This is a genomic window from Vibrio tapetis subsp. tapetis, assembly GCF_900233005.1.
Taxonomy (GTDB): Bacteria; Pseudomonadota; Gammaproteobacteria; order Enterobacterales; family Vibrionaceae; genus Vibrio; species Vibrio tapetis.
Genome location: NZ_LT960612.1, coordinates 1,265,089 through 1,283,856 on the forward strand (window position 1 = coordinate 1,265,089; position 18,768 = coordinate 1,283,856).

Annotated in this window: 16 protein-coding genes; 11 read left to right on the forward strand and 5 right to left on the reverse strand. The window is 44.4% G+C overall.

Annotation, left to right across the window (positions count from 1 at the left end):
- Positions 1-9: 9 nt before the first annotated feature.
- Complete coding sequence (locus tag VTAP4600_RS22660; protein WP_102524986.1) at positions 10-2,427, reverse strand: HEAT repeat domain-containing protein; 2,418 nt, start codon at positions 2,425-2,427, stop codon at positions 10-12.
- A 433-nt stretch (positions 2,428-2,860) separates the two neighbouring features.
- On the opposite strand from VTAP4600_RS22660, the gene VTAP4600_RS22665 reads away from it, so the two are divergent.
- The 6 genes from VTAP4600_RS22665 (at position 2,861) to ltrA (ending at position 10,948) form a co-directional block, all read left to right on the forward strand.
- The gene (locus VTAP4600_RS22665; RefSeq protein ID WP_231898008.1) at positions 2,861-3,901 is read left to right on the forward strand and encodes a cytochrome-c peroxidase; all 1,041 of its coding nucleotides are present in this window, start codon (positions 2,861-2,863) and stop codon (positions 3,899-3,901) included.
- A 10-nt stretch (positions 3,902-3,911) separates the two neighbouring features.
- Complete coding sequence (locus tag VTAP4600_RS22670; protein ID WP_102524988.1) at positions 3,912-5,150, forward strand: cytochrome-c peroxidase; 1,239 nt, start codon at positions 3,912-3,914, stop codon at positions 5,148-5,150.
- Positions 5,147-5,767, forward strand: a complete 621-nt coding sequence (locus VTAP4600_RS22675; protein ID WP_102524989.1) for an arsenate reductase (azurin) small subunit — start codon at positions 5,147-5,149, stop codon at positions 5,765-5,767. The genes VTAP4600_RS22670 and VTAP4600_RS22675 overlap by 4 nt, the downstream gene beginning before the upstream one ends.
- Positions 5,768-5,769: 2 nt before the next feature.
- Complete coding sequence (locus tag VTAP4600_RS22680) at positions 5,770-8,466, forward strand: molybdopterin-dependent oxidoreductase (protein WP_102524990.1); 2,697 nt, start codon at positions 5,770-5,772, stop codon at positions 8,464-8,466.
- A gap of 85 nt (positions 8,467-8,551) precedes the next feature.
- The gene (locus VTAP4600_RS22685; RefSeq protein ID WP_102524991.1) at positions 8,552-8,860 is read left to right on the forward strand and encodes a c-type cytochrome; all 309 of its coding nucleotides are present in this window, start codon (positions 8,552-8,554) and stop codon (positions 8,858-8,860) included.
- Between the two features lie 804 nt (positions 8,861-9,664).
- A complete protein-coding gene (ltrA, locus tag VTAP4600_RS22690) occupies positions 9,665-10,948 on the forward strand; it encodes a group II intron reverse transcriptase/maturase (protein WP_102524992.1) in 1,284 nt (427 codons plus the stop codon).
- Between the two features lie 73 nt (positions 10,949-11,021).
- On the opposite strand, the gene VTAP4600_RS22695 is transcribed toward ltrA, so the two are convergent.
- Both VTAP4600_RS22695 and VTAP4600_RS22700 read right to left on the reverse strand, forming a co-directional pair.
- On the reverse strand, positions 11,022-11,669 hold the full coding sequence (locus VTAP4600_RS22695) for a hypothetical protein (protein WP_102524993.1): 648 nt from the start codon (positions 11,667-11,669) through the stop codon (positions 11,022-11,024).
- Between the two features lie 170 nt (positions 11,670-11,839).
- Entirely contained in the window at positions 11,840-12,505 is a 666-nt protein-coding gene (locus tag VTAP4600_RS22700; protein ID WP_102524994.1) for an SDR family NAD(P)-dependent oxidoreductase, read from the reverse strand.
- 170 nt (positions 12,506-12,675) lie between these two features.
- Between VTAP4600_RS22700 and VTAP4600_RS22705 the strand changes: the two genes are divergently transcribed.
- Both VTAP4600_RS22705 and VTAP4600_RS22710 read left to right on the forward strand, forming a co-directional pair.
- Positions 12,676-12,891, forward strand: coding sequence for a DUF3820 family protein (locus VTAP4600_RS22705; RefSeq protein WP_102524995.1), 216 nt, complete (start codon positions 12,676-12,678; stop codon positions 12,889-12,891).
- Between the two features lie 127 nt (positions 12,892-13,018).
- On the forward strand, positions 13,019-14,248 hold the full coding sequence (locus tag VTAP4600_RS22710) for a M20/M25/M40 family metallo-hydrolase (protein WP_102524996.1): 1,230 nt from the start codon (positions 13,019-13,021) through the stop codon (positions 14,246-14,248).
- A 70-nt stretch (positions 14,249-14,318) separates the two neighbouring features.
- On the opposite strand, the gene VTAP4600_RS22715 is transcribed toward VTAP4600_RS22710, so the two are convergent.
- On the reverse strand, positions 14,319-15,512 hold the full coding sequence (locus tag VTAP4600_RS22715; RefSeq protein ID WP_102524997.1) for a benzoate/H(+) symporter BenE family transporter: 1,194 nt from the start codon (positions 15,510-15,512) through the stop codon (positions 14,319-14,321).
- Positions 15,513-15,602: 90 nt separating this feature from the next.
- Here VTAP4600_RS22715 and VTAP4600_RS22720 point away from each other — a divergent pair, with 90 nt between their 5' ends.
- A complete protein-coding gene (locus VTAP4600_RS22720; RefSeq protein ID WP_102524998.1) occupies positions 15,603-16,175 on the forward strand; it encodes a helix-turn-helix domain-containing protein in 573 nt (190 codons plus the stop codon).
- 83 nt (positions 16,176-16,258) lie between these two features.
- Here the strand turns inward: VTAP4600_RS22720 and VTAP4600_RS22725 are convergent, their stop codons facing one another.
- Complete coding sequence (locus VTAP4600_RS22725) at positions 16,259-16,714, reverse strand: Lrp/AsnC family transcriptional regulator (RefSeq protein WP_102524999.1); 456 nt, start codon at positions 16,712-16,714, stop codon at positions 16,259-16,261.
- A gap of 149 nt (positions 16,715-16,863) precedes the next feature.
- Here VTAP4600_RS22725 and VTAP4600_RS22730 point away from each other — a divergent pair, with 149 nt between their 5' ends.
- Together VTAP4600_RS22730 and VTAP4600_RS22735 are read left to right on the forward strand one after the other, a co-directional pair.
- Complete coding sequence (locus tag VTAP4600_RS22730; RefSeq protein WP_197708675.1) at positions 16,864-17,823, forward strand: DMT family transporter; 960 nt, start codon at positions 16,864-16,866, stop codon at positions 17,821-17,823.
- A gap of 157 nt (positions 17,824-17,980) precedes the next feature.
- Positions 17,981-18,544 (forward strand): sugar O-acetyltransferase, encoded by a 564-nt coding sequence (locus VTAP4600_RS22735; protein ID WP_102525000.1) that lies wholly within the window; start codon positions 17,981-17,983, stop codon positions 18,542-18,544.
- Positions 18,545-18,768 lie beyond the last annotated feature (224 nt).

The window sequence follows — 18,768 nt, forward strand, 5'->3', positions numbered from 1 at the left end:
ATAAAGCAACTAAAGTACTGCTCCTATGAGGCGTAATGCAAAAGGTTGATTGTGCTCACTTAAGTTACTGAGCTTGGGCGCAAGATAGCTCAATATTTGAGAGCGAAATGGTTTTAATACTTGGCTGGCGAGTACGTTGCATTCGTCGTCATCTATGGCAAGTTTAATTAAGGTGTTTATGTCATTTTCGTTGTAAGAGTTGAGATTGATTTTGGTTAGTAATAGTAAAGCCTGGCGACGCACGCCTCCCGCGGTGTCCAGCAACGACGTAAGTGCGCATTCTCGTATTATGTGTATTTTTTCTGCACTTCTAATTCCTTTATTTAACAGAGTCTCAAGGGCCGATAAACAGCAATAACGAACGTGTTCGTTAGGATCTGTTACGCCCAATGTTAGCATTGGAACGGCTTTGTTTACTGGCATATGAGCGAGAAAGTGGGCTGCGGCTTGTTTTGCTAGGTCATCACCGTAGTGCATGGCATTTCCAGCTGCTCCTATGCCATTATTTGGCGATTTAAGTTTAGGATGGCGAGCTTTCAATTGGGTGAGTGCTTGGAAAATCTCTCGTATTTCGTGATGACTCGCGCCGAGTAAACCTTCAATGAGTAAGTCGGCATTGTTTTCTTCATCTCCTTTTCCTAATGCTCTGATTGCTAGCGTTTTATTACTCGCTTGAGGCAGGCGAGCAATTTTTTTCCGATTCAAGTTGAGGTTGTCGGCACTCTCAAAATTGGCTTTTACCATGTCACCATAAGACTGTAGTTGTTCATCCATGCCTTCTACCATTTCCATGATACTTGTGGATGGGTCATCTTGCTGAGGTTGAGTGCCACCTTGTAGCATGGCTTCAATATTCGCTTTAGATATTGCGCCTAGCGTTGAGGTTTGTATTTGTGTCTCGGTAATTTCCAGTTCATTAGGCTCAGAATCTAAGATGATATGGTCGCTATTTGGCTGCGTGATAGCATCAGTGTCGTAGTTTGCTAAGATATTCGCCAAATCGTCTTGGCTGTTTACTTCATCGGTATGTTCTTCAAGAGTGTTGCGTGGTTGGGCGTTGTCTTGAGGTGAATTAAGCTGAGTAACCTCTATCTGATTTGAAAAGGCTTGTTTACCAAGCAGCAAACGACGAAATATCTGTTGAAAGCTTTGATGCTTAGTATGAGCAATGACCTCTAGGCAGGCTTGTCTCAAGCTTGGGTCTTGTTCTAGTTTTCGGTCTGCTTGATCATACGATTCCACAATGGATTGAAGCATCGACAAAGACACTTGATGATGCAATGGGAAACGAGGAAGAAGCCTGATGGCGTCGCATCGGGTTAGTAACGGCGTAGTCCGCTTTTTTGCTCGATTTATCAAGACTTCAATGACGTCGAGTTGGTTATGGGGTTCCAAGTTTAGCTTTGATAATAAAGTCATAGCGGCAATGGCACTCTCGTGGTGTTCACCAGAGCAGAGGTCGATGAGCCATTGAAGGTCGTTTGCTGGCAGTAACTCTGCCAAGGGTAACAGTAATTGAATGATGGCTGGTTTGGCGGTTTCTGGCGCTTGCTTTGCCAATTGAACGAGACGTTGATAATCAAGTGACGATGAACAGTTTAACGCTTCAATGGCAGTCAATGCTTGTTTTTGTACGCTTGGGTGAGGATCCGTTAAGCATTGGATGATATCCCATAGATATTCTTTCGCATTTTTATTTGCGAGATTTTCGATGGCTATTTTCTTGAGCTCTGAATCATCGGATTTCAATTGTTTAAATAAGAATGCACGGGCCATTTGGCTATCGTTGTGAGCGAGTGATTTAACTAATTTACGCTTAGTGACCAAACCAACTTGAGGCAGTTTGTCAACAATCCAGTTTACATCTATTCGAGCAATCCCATTATAAATAAGTGAAGTGAGCTCAGGTTCAGGATCTTGCTCCAGAATGGTGAGTAACAAGGGAAGGTTGTTAATGTCAGAAGTCGTCACAAGTACTTCTACGGCTTTCAACTGAATGTCCCACCATTCGTCCCAGTCAGAGCTTAACCCCCAATCATCTTCTTGTCGGCCAAGCGCTAATTCCCTAAATAGAGTTGCGACGCGAGGATTTGAAATCCGATCCGATAATGCAGTCAAGGCTGCCAGTCTTGCATCACCGTCTGGGTGGTGACGCGCTACTTCTTCCAATTGCTCAATGTGTGAATGTTCTATTTTCCCTAACGCACTCGCGGAATCGATAACGACATCGGGATCAGGATGATACAGGTTGTCGGCCAAAGCTTGGTGGGCCGTAGACAACTGAGACGACGTTATTGTTTGAGCACTGTAGCAGCGCTGTGCTTCATCACCTTGTTTAAGGAGATTAATGAGTTGCTGCTCTATTTTTTGTTCGGCCTCATGTTGGGGCAGAGGGTTGAATGTTGTGGTCTTGTCGAGTTCCAGCATGACGGCTCCATATCATTTAATAAGTACGTTTAGCACGCATAGATTATGAGTAAGCATTTTTTGTGCCTACTCAGATCACATTGCGAAGCTTAATAAAATCAATGAGATACGAATAAGTTCCTAATGGTAGGGGAAAGGTTCAGTGCAAGATTTAATGTATTGTTCAATCGAAAATCTCGAAATTGAACGATACGTTAAAAATTTGATGATTTGATCGAGTTCACATTAATCTTAACCTATTGTATTTATTTGATTATTTTTAGTTTTTAAAGTTGGCTCAATTTATGCTCAGAGGGAGGTGGGAACAAATATAAAACACCTTGTATTCGCTGCGATTGACAAGCAGCAATGCAACATTAGCTGGAAGCTAAGGAGCATAACAATGAGAACAATGTTGATCCTTGCTGCGACAGTGGGGCTTTCATTTTCAGTCATGAGCCAAGCGGACGAGAACCAATTCGGCCCGCTACCTGACGTGAAAATTAACGCCGCAAAAGCAGAACTGGGAAAACGTCTATTTTTTGATACTCGTTTATCGGGTAATACGGCGCTGTCATGCGCCTCGTGCCATATGCCTGAAAATGGATATTCGTATCCAGAAGCGTTAGGACCTGCATATACAGGCAGTAAAGGCTTTAGAAACGTTCCAACATTAATCAATACGGTTTATAAGAAAGTGTGGTTTCACGACGGCCGTATTGGGACTAATTTGAATGACGTCACTCGTGAAAATATTACTGAAGATTGGTTGATGAATATGGATATGCGCTTAATGCAAGAGCGCCTAAAACAAGATCCTATTTACGTTGCTATGTTCAAAGAGGCAGGGTACGGAGAACCTTCGAATGGTTCAGTTAGAAAAGCCATCCCTGAGTATTTAAAAACACTTACTTCCAATCAAACTCCTTTCGATAAAGATGAGTTAAACGCAGCGCAACAACAAGGTTTTGATCTATTTAAAGGCAAGGCGGGTTGCTCTTCTTGCCACAATGGGCCTTTGTTTAGTGATGGTAAACCATACAACACCGGTGTGCCGGAGAACCTCGACATATTTCGTGATCCTATGCGCCACCAAACCTTTATCGCGTTCAATATGTTCATGGGTAATGAAAATTACATGAACCTCAAGCGTGATGTTGGTGCGCATGTACAAACCCATAAAGCAGACGGTACCGACAGGGGGAAATTTATTACGCCAACCTTGCGCGAACTTAATCAAACGGCCCCTTATATGCACAACGGTATGATTTCGACGTTAACTGATGTAGTGGCTTTTTATAATCAAGGCGGTGGCGAAGACTCCAACAAAGATGAGCGCATTACGCCGTTAAATCTTACTTGGCAGGAGCAGAAAGCGCTGGTGGCATTCTTAGAATCGCTGTCTAGCCAACCGTTGACTTCAGAGCAGCACGTTTGGAAGAAGTCTGATTACAACTATGAGCTGATTTCTGATTGGCGCAATGCGAAAAACTAAGGAGGGCGAGATGAATATTAAAGCAATCAACTTGTCTGCAATAGCGGCGATGGTCGTAACACTTACCGCACTGCCAGCTTGCGCGAAACAAGAAGATAAGAACGTTGAAATCAATGCTAAAGAAGTGGCTGAAGCACTAGCGCCGATAGAGTTAAACGGTGTGTTTTACCCAGCACTCGCTCCTTTAGGTGATGTACCGACGCCAGCAGATAACCCGACTACGCCTGAAAAAGTGGCGTTAGGTAAGCAGTTATTCTTTGATGGCCGACTAGGAGGAGATACGTCAACACCTTGCAGTGCTTGTCACAACCCTGCATTGGGTTGGGATTTTCCTGCGGATCTTTCGCTAGGTTACCCGGGAACGGTTCACTGGCGAAATAGCCAGACCATTATCAATTCAGCCTATTACCAAAAACTGTTCTGGGCAGGTTCCTCTAAATCTTTAGAAGGTCAGGCAAAAAGCGCTGCAAAAGGAGGAGTTGCGGGTAATGGTGAAGATGATTTGATGGAAGCTCGTTTGGCCTTGGTACCTGAATATGTCGAGCAGTTTAATTCGATATTTGGAGATAACTATCCAAAAGTGAGCAATGCATGGAAAGCCATAGCGGCGTTTGAACGAACCTTAGTGCAAAAGGATACGCCATTAGATAAGTATTTGTTGGGAGATAAAACTGCGTTAACCGAGCAACAGTTAAAAGGTAAGACTCTATTTGAAGGTAAGGCGAATTGTATTGCTTGTCACAATGGAGCATTAGCGTCAGATCAGAAAAACTACAACGTAGGAGTACCAACAAATTTACGTTGGGAGAATGATCCACTTGCTCAAATTACGTTTCGTTATGAGCTGTACGCAAAAGGTTCAAACGAGAAAATGTACAGAGCCACCAAAGCCGATCTTGGCGTGTATTTCCGTGGTAAACGTAAAGAGATGAAAGGTAAGTTCCGCACGCCAAGTATTCGTTACACCAAATATACCGCTCCTTACATGCATAACGGAACCATCGCAACACTGGCCGACGTGGTGGACTTCTATGACCGTGGTGGTGTAGCCAAAGATGGGCGAACAACAGGCTTCCCACAGACGAAAAGCCCGATGGTTAAGCCGCTAGGGTTAACCGCTGATGAGAAAGCCAATTTGCTTGCTTTCTTAGATGCGTTTACGGGCGAAAAAATGATGATGGATTATCCAAAAATACCAGAGTACCAACGCCTATTTAGTGAAGAAGAGCTTGCGGAGGTGAAAAAATGATTGTCGATAATAATAAGCGCCAGCCTGAACAGTCAAAAAGTGACAAAAAAGAAAGCGCTCAGGAACATCGTAAATGCATGATGTCGCGTCGTAATTTCTTGATGTACTCAGGTGCAACGGTTGGGGCGGCGAGCGTAATGTCAGTAACCCTATTTCCTGGTACCGCGCAAGCCAAACAAACTCAAGCTCGAGTTGTGGGCTATCCGCGCAAGCTTCTTGGTAAGTTGAGTGAATTAAAACTCAATGATCCGCTTTATTTTAACTACCCAGATGATGGGCCAAATTCACAAGGTTTGCTGGTAAGAATGGGTGTTCCAGCTGGAGGTGGTTTGGGGCCAAAACAAGATGTAGTTGGATTTTCCTTGATGTGTACGCATCAAGGCGGACCATTAAATGGCCAATATAAGGTGGTCGATGAGCATCGTGTGTTGGGGCAATGTCCATTCCATTTGTCGACGTTTGATATGCGCCGCCACGGTATTATTGTCTCAGGTCAGGCGTATGAAAGCTTACCACAAGTGTTGCTTGAATTGGATGGCGACGAGATCTACGCGGTGGGCATTATGGGCTTACTATTTGGTCGAACCGATAACGTGATCGCGATGCAGGAGGCATAATCATGACAACCAATTTCTATATTCCCGAAGATAATGCGCCATTGCCGCCAACTAATGCAGAGATGATCACCACAGCTTGTGACTACTGTATTGTTGCATGTGGTTATAAGGTCTATCGTTGGCCACTTGAGCAGGCTAATGGTGGCATGAAAGCACATGAGAATGCCTTTGGAATTAATTTCCCCAGTGCACCTTTACAAGCGTGGGTCGCACCATCACAACATAACGTGATCATGCATAAAGGCAAGCCTCATAATGTCATCGTTGTGCCAGACAAAGATGCAAAATCGGTCAACAAAATGGGCGATTCATCCATGCGTGGTGGCTTGCTTGCTCAGAAACTCTATAACCCATCAAAAGGAACGCGTGACCGTTTAACACAGCCATTGGTTCGTATTGGTGGTAGTTTACAACCGGTGCCGTGGGACTTCGCATTAGATATTGCAGCGGAGGTGGGGCGTCATGTTATTGATACTCATGGTACCAACGCATATGGCGTAAAAACGTATTCTTATCAATATATTGAAAATACCTATGCCATTACGAAGTACGCGCTTCGTCATGTTAATACAGCTAACTTCTCATTTCATGATACGCCATCCGATGTGACGTCAACACCAGGATTTAGAGACGCAGGTTTTGATAATTTTGGCCCGAGTTACGATGATTGGGGGGCGGCCGATACGTTAATGATTTGTGGTACAGATCCGTATGAAACCAAAACTATTATTTTCACTCAATACATTATGCCAGCAGTTCAACGTGGGATGAAGACCGTCATGTTGAACCCTCGTGAAACTGCGGGTATAGCTTGGTTAAAGAAACAGGGAGGTTTACATATCGATCTCAATCCGGGATCAGATAACTTAGTCGTTGGGGCGATCATCCGAGTTATTTTGGAAAACGGATGGGAAGACAGCGAGTGGATTCAAAATTGGGTTAATAACAAATGGGAATCTAGCTCTGGCTTTGGTCAAGGAACACGTAACACACCTTGGCAGTGGCGTACAACGTGGGGCAAGTTCCAAACAGACGGTTTTGAAGGCTATAAAAAATGGAACATGGAGCAAAAAGAGTACGCTCCAGACTACGCAGCAAAACTTGCCGGTATTGATGTAAAGAAAATCTATCAAGCTGCAGAAATGTTAGCGAAACCAGTGGATGGTAAACGACCTAAAACGTCGATAGGTATTGAAAAAGGCTTCTATTGGTCGAATAACACCGGTAACACTAATGCCATTTCGTCACTTGCAACCATTGTTGGGGCGGGTGGCCGAGAAGGGCAGGTTGTCGGACGTTTTGGGGGGCACCAGCGTGGGGGCCAATCTGGTGGTAAATTACCTCGAAATAAATCGCCAGAGAAAGTGCCTGGCCGCCGTCGTAGAGCAATAGATACTGACCGCTACCTGTACTCCGGTCACACACGAATGGCTCATGTTATCGGTACTACGTGGATTCAAGCTATGTGTGGTAGTCAAGGTTTACAGAAGAAATTCTGGGAGCTAGTAACGGCAAACCCACACCAAGTGTATAGCTACGATAAGCAAGATATTATCAATACGCTTAAAAAACGGGCCGATTCTGGTGGCATGGTGGTCATCAATCAAGACATCTATTTACGAGATCCAATCGGAGCAAAATTTGCTGATATTGTCTTCCCGGCGGCAACATGGGGGGAAGTGGATTTCATGCGAGCCAATGGTGAGCGTCGATTGCGTCTGTACCAAAAATTTGCCGATGCTCCAGGGCATGCACAACCGGATTGGTGGATCATTTCCCAACTGGCTAAGCGTATGGGGTACGACGGATTTGATTGGCAAAATTCTAATGAAGTCGCAGAAGAGGCTTCGCGTTTTAGCCGTGGTAGTCGTAAAGACTTCAATATGATCAAAGTAGCCGCTCATGCCGAGGGTAAAACTTTACATGAAAAACTGCGTGAATATGGGACAGAAGGGATTCAAGGCCCCGTTTTCTACAACTATGATACTAAGCAACTTGTCGGCACTAAGCGTCTACATGACACGGAAATGACGTTAGAAACGTTGGCTGAAAAAGGACTTACAGATGGACCGCAAGGGGCGAATGTACTTAAGAAGCAATTGACTGCGTTTAACAGCCAAACGGGTAAGGTCAATATTCAGAAGCACCCATGGGATTTGTTCAGTGATTTCTATGAGTGGCTGCAGCCAAAAGATGACGAACTTTGGTTCTCTAATGGTCGTATCAATGAAATCTGGCAATCAGGTTTTGATGATGTTGAGCGTAGAGCTTATGTAATCCAACGTTGGCCTGAGAATTGGGTAGAAATTAACCCAGAAGATGCTAAAAAACGCGGCATTGAATCGGGTGATCAAGTCATGATGTATTCAGATCGAGTCGCGAACTTTAAAGACACGATTTTGGGTATTCACGGAGATGATTTTCAGTTCAGTAAGTTAATGGAAAACGGCCATATCAAGTTGGATAAAGCGGCGGTGACTGCAGTTGCCATTGTGACACCGGCGGTTAAAAAGGGTGCGTTATACGCAAATATGATTGATATGCGTCAGCCATCTAATGCTTTGACGACAAGGGTTGTCGATCAAATTAGTGGAAACTACAACTACAAAATGGGCGTTGCTAACATTAAGAAAATTGGAGAATCAAAATATAAGAACGAGTTTAGAGCGTTCTCATTTGCTCCGAGAAATATCGTTTAACTCGGGTTGTGGAGCCTTTATTGGCTCCATTTTTTATGCCTGATAAACAAAAGAACGAGTAAAACTGACGAATAAAGGAGTTGAGATGAATAAAAATCTTTGGGTATTAGCGGTATCAGCGTTGAGTGTCTTTGGTGCAAGTTCGGTATTAGCTGCCGATGTGGCCGCAGGAAAAGCAAAAACCATGACGTGTGTAGCTTGTCATGGCGCTAATGGTGTGTCCATGGTGGATTTGTACCCGAACTTAGCAGGGCAAAAGGCTGCGTATTTAGTTAAGCAGATGAAAGCGTTTAAAGACGGAGATAGAAAAGATCCAACCATGGGCGCGATGGTTATGCCATTGTCGCCACAAGATATGGAAAACATTGCAGCGTATTACGCCAGTTTGAAATAGCGTATTAACAGTAAAATTTACCCTCCCTCGGGGTATGGCAGCTCACTGAGAGCTGCCTTTTTTGTTTGCCCAGCGAAGCTGGCAAACCCATTAGGCTGAAAGAAGCCTAAATCACCCTGATTGAGGGGAAGATAATCCGAATCGCAAGGGCGTTGCTGGCCAACGGCAGGGTTTGAAGGAAGCGATAGGAAGTTAACACGTACACAACGAAAGTGAACCTGATTCGGCAATTTAGGTGGGTAAGCGTGCAAAATAGCGTGAAGCCCGATACTCAATCAGACCTAGATTGTGCTTGAGGGTGGCATTGTTAACAGGGAGCCAGTGCAGTAACTGGGGAAGCCTGACATCACATCCGAGCAAACGTCGGAAGCATAAACTCAAGGCGAGAGCCAAGATCTATGTTGGTGCGAGGTGGCAGATGAATCCGTAGTAGTGAGTAAAGCTCGGCCGGTGAAGCCCAGTAATGGTGTGGAGGATAAAACTGAGCTGACCATCAGTAACACGTCTGATGGGACAACATTTTGCCAAAAGCAATCTGGTGTTGCGAAGGGATGAAGTACATTTTAAGTCTGTGATGAGCAGATGTTTTTTTTTTTCAGTGGTATACAAGTTGATTAGCTATCGAGGTATTCCGTCTCGGTCTTTGTGAAAGCAAAGCACTGAAGCGAGAAACCGTACAAGGGAGTAACTCTGACTCACTCTAGTAAATTGCCATTGAGCTAGAAGGCTAGAGAGTGGAGTGAAATACACCAACACTGTGAGAGAGCATTTGTCCCCACACGGCACACAATCTAAAGGAAAAAGTTGAGAGTTTACTACAGTTTATATGGTCACTTGCTCCACAAAGAGCGACTCTATAAAGGATTTAAAAAAGTGTGGAAAGCGAAAGGCGCGGCCGGAATAGATAGGCAGAGCCTAAGCGATTACGCCCAAAATCTGAGTGATAACCTAGATCAACTTCTTCTGGAACTCAAAACCAAGCGATACACCCCTCAACCCGTCAGACGGGTAGAAATACCGAAAGATGATGGTGGGGTGCGATTACTTGGGATCCCAACAGTACGGGATAGAGTTGTCCAACAAGCTCTAAATGATCTATTAACCCCAATCTTCGAAGAGCAGTTTCACCCATCCAGCTTTGGGTATAGACTGAATCGAAGTTGTCACGATGCTATAAACAAAGCGACGATGTTCATCCGTCGATACGGAATGCAACACGTCGTAGATATGGACTTATCGAAGTGCTTCGATAAGCTCGATCATGAGCTTATTCTAAAAAGCATTAAGAAACGAGTCACAGACAGTAGCGTACTGGAGCTCATCAAACAGTTCCTGAAAAGTGGCGTAATGGTTGATGGAGAGTGGCAGCATACCGAGATAGGTAGTCCGCAAGGTGGAGTAATAAGCCCACTGATAGCGAACATCTATCTGGATGCGTTTGATCAAGAGATGCGAAAGCGAGGACATCGAATAGTCCGTTATGCCGACGACATACTGATCTTCTGTCGCAGCCGTAAAGGTGCAGAAAATGCGCAAGTACAGGCAACGAAGGTCCTGGAAAAACAGCTCAAGTTAACGGTGAACGAAACCAAATCACACATAGCGCACAGCGGCGAAGGTGTGAAATTCCTTGGAATAGAAATCGGTAGCCATTATAGCCGTATTCAGCCAAAGAAAATGTCGACGTTCAAAGGAAAGTTGAAGCGAGTGACAAGACGCAATGGCGGTAAGCCATTGTTAGAAGTCATTAAACAACTGAATCCACTTCTGAGAGGGTTCAGCCAGTACTTTCGAATAGCGAATGCCAACAGGGAGTTTAAGAAACTGGCCGCGTGGTTAAGGCGAAGACTTCGCAGCGTCCAATTACGATTATGGAAAAAACCGACCCGACTCCACCGCAGGCTAAGACAGCTAGGTTACGAAGGGTCATTCAGGTATATCTGTATGGATAGTTGGAGAAATGCTGCGAGTCCATTAGCCAGTTACTCGATGCCAAATCAATGGTTTAACGACCTTGGATTAGTGAATCTTGAACACGTTAGGACAGGATATGTGTTCAGCCATTATGCTGAATGGAAATGTGCATGAGCCGTATACGAGGTCCGTACGTACGGTTCTGTGAGAGGGATGAGGCGGAGACGCCTCACCCTACTCGATGATTCTATTTTTTGAAATGTGTAGGCGTCAATGGAAGGGTGATTTTCATTTCTTTAGACGGTTCTTCGGCCATTGCTTGTTGTTCACCATGAACCCAATACGTAACCTCTACTGAGTTCGTTACATCAAAAGGTTCGTAGGGTATGACGGTTACATTCTTTAAGCGATCACCTAGGAAGAACGTATCGAGTTGTTGGATGCGTTGTTCATCTTGGTAGACCTCAAACAATCCAAGGTAGTGGAAAGTTCCTGAACCTTGGTTACTCACCGTATAAGGCGCAACATAAATCATGTTATCTGTTGGTTCATGAAAATTGAGCATGGCCGTTTGGAAGAAGTCGTAAGCTAATTCACCACGCTCTGCGTCATGATTAAATTCCCCAACCGCCCGACGATTCGTGCCACTGCCGACAAAGTGTGTTAACGCCACCGTTAGATTGCTGTCTGGGAGAATGAGCTTGAGAGGTTTGCCGTTTTTATATGAGAAAAGGTTGAGCATTACTTCATCAGGTTTAATGGTTATCCAGCCCTGTTTTTGGCCGATTTCTTCGTCCGTCATACTAAAGCGGTAGACTCCTGCAATAATCACAATGGCGAGTAATACAATCGGAATCAGTAAGATCAATGGAATGGGTAAGCGGCGCTTAGACATGAATTTCTCGGTAGCATTTAGGTTTGGCTAAAGTGTATCGAAGGCGCATTCATTTTAATAGCCGAATTGTGTCATTTTGTGTGACGCAAGCCTCTGCTTTATAGGGAATTACAAACGTACTTTGAATGAAAGAAGTGAGCATCCTTGCCACGTTAAACGATGAATGATTGTTAATTTCGGTTAATGGTAATGTCGGAAACATAACCATGCTCCGTGCTTGTTAGGGCGCTTTTTAGCATACTTGCTGCTTCGTCTGCCGTCATAAATTCAGAGCTATCCAAATCTTTACCGCTCGTCGACCAAAAGTCCGTTGCCATTCCGCCTGGGTAAACGGCGATTAACTTCATTGGGTAACCTTTAAGCTCTAGTCGCGTAGATTCGAGTAAGCCTTTCACTCCCCACTTGACCGCGCAATAGGTAGTTTCACCTGCCTTGGCCGACTGCGCAGCGGTAGACATCACAATGGCAACCGTGGTGTTACAGTGCTTGTATCTTGCGACGAGCTGCTTTAATAGGTACATGGTTGATATCAGGTTATTTTCCACTAGGCGAGCCATGGCGTCAGGATCCTGATCTTCAAGCGGACCAAAGTAACCACTTCCCGCACAATGGATGACCAAAGACGGTGGAGAAGTGAACTGTTCGAATAGCTGCTCAACGTGCTGGTGGTTAGAAAGCGAAGCTGCAATGGTGTTGACATGCTCACCGCAATCAAGGGCAACATCATGTAGCCTTTGTTTATTACGTCCCGTCAAAGTCATTGGGTGTTTTTCTTTACCGTAAAGTCGCCCAAGTGCTGCGCCTAAACCACTGCTTGCGCCAGTTATTAATATCATTGTTGTGCCTTCACTGTATTAAGATCTTCGGAATCATAACGATGAAACACCCGAATGGATGTGACTTGTAAAACAAAAATAGCACGCCAAGTGAATTTCAAATCGGTGAGTACAAATTCTGTTTAAACCGATAAACTAACGGCAAATCCAATTAACGATTAAGAAATAAGATGCTAGAACCAGAAAATATGATCAAATTGGCCAATATGAAAATGCCCTTTGGAAAATATGCGGGACGTTGCTTGATAGATCTACCGGAAGAGTACCTATTGTGGTTCGATAAGAAAGGCTTCCCTAAAGGAGAGTTAGGTAAGTTATTACAACTTTGCTTAGCGTTGAAAGTGGAAGGTTTAGAAGAAGTCATCAGGCCGCTGAAGAGAATGTAAATTATATTTGCCATAACCTGTACAAATCTAAGTAAACTTAATTTTATGAAATAGTGATAACAGCTTGAAAATATTAATGGTTATTATTACCGTATTGGCCATTAATTGTTAGTAGTAAGGGATATCAATGAGTACGGAAATCAATGAAGGACATTCAGTAAAAGCTTGGAAGGCACCGATGCCTAAAGCTCAGTTTGAATTCATGTCAGCAGTATTGGCGTCACCGTCACCAATTGGGTTTGAAGCGGCAATGAGCTACGGTGTGATCAAGCCAGAGTTTGAATCCTTCATGCCTGAAGGTTGGGGCGTTCATCAGTTTAAAGCCAATGCGAGCTTGGTGTTTGACTCTCATCCTGGTCGTGATGACCTTACTAGTGTCATGATTGTTGGCCATGCAGATAAAATTCGCATGCAAGTTCGCAAGATAGATGAAGACGGAAAAGTATGGATTAACACGGATTCGTTCCTGCCAACAACGCTGATTGGTCACGAAGTTCAAGTATTCTGCCAAGATCCAGAAAAAGTCGGCGCTTATAAAGTGATTCAAGGTTGTACAGTGGAAGCATTGGGTGCCATTCACTTCTCGACGCCGGGCCAACGTTCAGGTGAGCAGGGCATTAAACCTGAATCTATTTATCTAGAACTTCACATGCATGGCGATGAGCGAAAAGCTCAGGTTGAGGCGTTAGGCTTGCGTGCAGGTGATCCAATCTTACTTGATCGCCCCATTAAACGCGGCGTTGCACCAGATACCTTTTATGGCGCGTATTTAGACAACGGGTTAGGTTGTTTCTCGGTGACTGAAATTGCTCGCACGCTTGCAAATGAAGGTCTTGATAATGTACGCGTGCTTTATACGATTGCCACTCACGAAGAGATTGGCCGTTTTGGCTCAACTCAAGTTGTGGGTGAGCTAAAACCTGACGTGCTTATTGCAACGGACGTTAATCATGATTACGAAGCGGCTCCGGGTATCGGTAGCAGAAATATGAACCCGCTTAAAATGGGCGACGGTTTTACCATTGGTCGCGGCTCTGTTGCGTCTGAATACCTGGTTCAAACGCTGGTGAATCTATGCGCTGAAAAAGAGATACCACATCAGTTGGACTTCTCTGGCCGTGATATGGGCACCGACGGAATGGCAGCAGCGCTTGCTGGTGTTGATAGTGCCGCAATTACTATTGGTTACCCAATTCGTAATATGCATACGTCATCGGAATCCGCTCATACTGGTGACCTATTGGCTTCTATTGAAGCGATCACGGAACTATTGCGTCATTTCAACAGCTTCAATGATGGTGCGGGTATTAAGCGAGATGATCTTAAAAACAGTCATATTCGTCTAGATAATTTGTAATCAGACGTTTTCGGTTTTATTGAGACATAGAGCACTCAGTTAGAATGAGTGCTCTTTTTTATCGGCTTCTCTATTTTGTTTTATTTTCATTAAGCGCTAAGATCTGGTGTTTTATCTGCCAGTGTTTGATTCCATAGCAGGCCAATCCTAAGCACAATCCCCAAAATGCACTCCCGATACCAATGAAGTTGATGCCAGAAGCCGTCAATAAAAAGGTTAAAAGAGCCGCTTCTCTATGAGTTTCATCCACAAGGGCGTTGTGGAGACTGTTCGCGAGTGTAGGCAGTAATGCCAGCCCCGCAATCGTAATGATGACTGCCTGTGGGACCGAAGCGAATAAAGAAACGAAAGTTGTGCCTAATAACCCGGCGAGTAAATAAAAACCACCCATGGCGATTGCGGCTCGATATCGATTATCTGGGTTTGGATCGGCATTCGGGCTCATGCAGATAGCCCCTGTTAGCGCCGCTAAATTGAAAGCGAAGCCACCAAAAGGGGCTAACAATAAACCAGTAACCCCCGTCGCGGTGATAATACGAGATGCTGGCGGGTGATAGCCATTTGCTTTCAAAATGGCAAATCCGGGTAAGTTTTGGGAAGCCATGGTAACTACAAACAGAGGAATACCAACACTTAGCATCGAGGCAAGGTCAAATTCTGGGGTGATAAAAAGCGGCAGAGTGAGCGTTAAACTAACGGCGGACAGATCTAATTTTCCGGCTAGGCCACTCATTAAAACTGCAAGCATTAAAATAATAGGGATGAGAAAATTACCAAGCTTAGGTTTGGCGATGACAAACGCAGCCAACATGGTCGCGATAATGATGCCCTCTTGTTCGAGTGACGTAAAAATACCGATACCAAATGACCATAGCACGCCAGCCAGCATGGCCGAAGCAATGGATGTTGGGATCATCTTTAACAGTCTATCGAACAGTCCGGTTAGGCCAACAATGGTAATTAACAGCGAGCTAAACAAAAATACCGCGATGGCTTGATGTACGTTTAGACCCTCAAGTGACGTTATGAGTAGCGCAGCACCAGGTGTAGACCACGCTGTGACAATAGGCTGTCTATAGCGCCAAGAGAGCACAATGGTAGACAACCCCATGCCGATTCCAAGCGCCCAAAACCAAGAAGCAATTTGTTGTTCGCTTGCACCAGTGTTACTGGCCGCTTGATAGATAATGGCCGCAGCACTGGCATAGCCAATGAATACGGCAATAAAACCGGTACTGATGTGAGAAAGTTTTACGTTGGTCATGTTAGTTACTCTTCTTGTGCGTTATAACATACATTGAATTTAACTTATCACCTGTGCGTTATAGCGCACAAGGGTTTTTGTAGAAATAATATGCAAAAAGAACTAAAAGTAAGCGAAAACTTAAAACGCTTTCGGAAGGAAAAAGGCTGGAGCTTAGATAAAACCGCTCTGATGACGGGGGTCAGTAAGGCAATGTTAGGCCAGATTGAGCGTGGGGAGTCGAGCCCGACAGTGGCCAAATTATGGCAAATAGCGACAGGGCTCGAGGTGTCATTTTCCAGCCTAATTTCGGAACATACTGATTCAGATCTAGTGAGTTTATTTCGAGATGCCAATACGCTTCGTGACGAAAGCTTGAATGAGGGCTTTTCCGTGAGTGTGGTATTCCCCTTTGAGCCCTCACTCGGTTTTGAGGTTTATGAACTGGGTCTAGCGGAGCATTATCAACACCTTTCTGAACCGCATAACTTAGGTGTAATGGAACACATATTGTGTATTTCTGGCCAAATGGCCGTGTTGTTTGATGGTCGTTGGCATGAATTGACCCAAGGGCAGGCTGTTCGTTTCAATGCTGCTCAGCCTCATGGTTATAAGAATATCGGCAGCGAAAAAGCCGTGTTTCACGACATCATCCACTACCCAGAAAAGTGGCAAAGATCGTAAAGAACGATAAAACAGGCCTTGGCTAGTGAACACATTGTCTTAGTCGCACTACTTAGGCCTAACAGAAGCATAGAGACTCGCTGCTATCGGTAAATTGGCAGTGATTTTTTCGTGACCACTTGTCTTACCGATAGGTGGGTACGAATGTCTTTGAGGCTTGTAATTTTGTGGAGTTTTCTAGTAAAGGCTTCATATTCCGCTAAGTTTGGGCTGACAACTTCTAATAAGTAATCATAACCACCTGAAACGATGTGGCCGTTGATGACTTCTTTCATTTCCGACAACGCTTGTTCAAAATTCGCAATCGATTCTTCTTGGTGGTTATTAAGGCTCACTTCAACAAAAAATGTCATCGCGATGCCGGCTCGTTCTTTACTCAAATTCGCTTGATAATCTTCAATGTAGTTTTCGTCTTCAAGACGTTTTAAGCGTCTTGCGCAAGGCGACGGCGATAATCCCACTCGTTCAGACAAGTCAGCCGTGGAAATGCGTCCCTCTTTTTGAAGAACCTCTAGAATACGACGATCTATGTTATCCATAACTTCCTTTTGGCGATTTCCGTTAAATAATACTAAAAAGTTAATCTTTTCCACTGCCAATTGCAAGTAATGGCGTTAATTTTGCCAGCTAAATGCGCCTGTATTGATGAATAATATTAGATAGGATAGAAGGCATAGGAAGTCATTAGATGGAAAAGACAAGTAAAGCGCTCACAACTAACGTGCTCACAACTAACGTGCTCACAACTAACGTGCTCACAACTAAAGTGAATCGAAGTGCGATAACCCCTTTGATGAATGGGTATATGGTAATGGCGGCCGTTTTGCTCGTTTGGTCTGGTTTTGCTCTTTCTGTGCGCGCCATCGGTTCTTCGCCGCTTGCAATCGCAGACGTAGCGTTAATTCGCTTTTCTGTGCCTATGATTCTCTTAACGCCTTTTGTTTTCGCCAACATCCATGAATTAAAGAGAGTTCGTGTATCTGATGCGTTATTGCTTTTAGTGGGTGGGGTTCCATTTTTATTTTTAGCTTCGCTAGGGGCAAAAAGTGCGCCTACCGCCTATGTAGGCACAATATTAGCGGGCACACCGCCGCTGTTTGTCGCAATGATCGGCCATTTCTTTTTGAGTCAGAAAGTTTCTAAAAAACGGGCCTTCACTTTGTCGCTGATATTACTTGGTGTTGTAACTATGGTGATAGGTAACTCGAGCGATGGATCTGCGGAAATGCTCACTGGTGTTGGCTTATTGCTCAGTGCGAGCGTTCTATGGGCTATTTATACGGTAGGGATCAAACGAGCGGGAATAAGTGCATTTTCGGTTGCTATTATCCTGTCGTACTCATCTTTTTTTATCACATTAGCATTAATCTTGACTGATACCGTGGCGACTCATTGGGGAAGCTTCTCGGTACAAGAAGCGATGCCATTTGTTTTAGTTCAGGGTGTGGGGGTTGGTGTGCTGGCAACGATTGGATATTCCTATGCGGTGGGTCTACTCGGATCAGCACGCGCTTCAATTATGGGGTCTATTTCTCCGTGTCTTACGGCGATGTTAGCGATTCCGGTTTTTGATGAACCTCTATCGATTGCCATTGTGTGCGGAGTGAGCCTAACCATTACAGGGGTTATTTGGTCAAATAAAACATGACGTGTCATTCATGAGGCGCTTGTATTTTGATATCAATGTCATGTCTGTGAGTAAAATGACTTAAAATTAGAATGTCACCTCTTTTGGTGTGGTTACAAAACGATATACTCGGCTTTACGATTATGTTTTGTATGACTCTAACCTCAAGAAGTGAATCATGAACGAAAAACAAAAAATGTTGGCTGGCCTAAACTATGACCCTTCGGATTGCACTCTTAGTGCCGATAGATCAAGTGCGGAAAGTGCGTGCTATGAGTTAAACCAGAGCCACCCAATAAACAGCAATCGCGGAGCGATAATAAGCCGATTGCTGGGATACGAGACCAATGCCAGCCTAAACGTGCCTTTTTATTGTGATTATGGCTACAACATTCATTTAGGTCAGAACTTTTATGCCAATCACGGCTGTACGTTTTTAGACTGCAATACCATCTCCATTGGTGATAATTGTCTATTAGGCCCAGGAGTCGTGATAGCAACCGCCACTCACCCGTTAGATCCTACGGAGCGCTCTAGTGGGCTTGAGTCCGCATTACCGATCCGCTTAGGTCATGATGTTTGGCTGGGCGCGAATGTCACTGTGTGTCCCGGTGTCACCATTGGTGATAATGTCGTAGTAGGGGCAGGAAGCGTTGTCGTTAAAGATTTACCATCCAATACCATTTGCGTAGGAAACCCGGCTAAGGTCTTACGCGAGAACCCGCCTAAAACCTCTAAATAGTGAGTTTGGCCATTCTCTATGTTTGGCCTTCGCTATGTTTGCATGCTGACTAGGTTTGACTGATGAAACGCAGAAAACTGCTGAATAAACCATTCTAGCTTTGGTGATTTTGACAAGGTTCTGTGCCAGTAAAGCATCAATTGGTAATTAGGTACTTGCAAAGGCAGTGCGACGTGACTCTAAAGATATTCAACCATATGATTATCTTTCTTTACCTTTAGCCA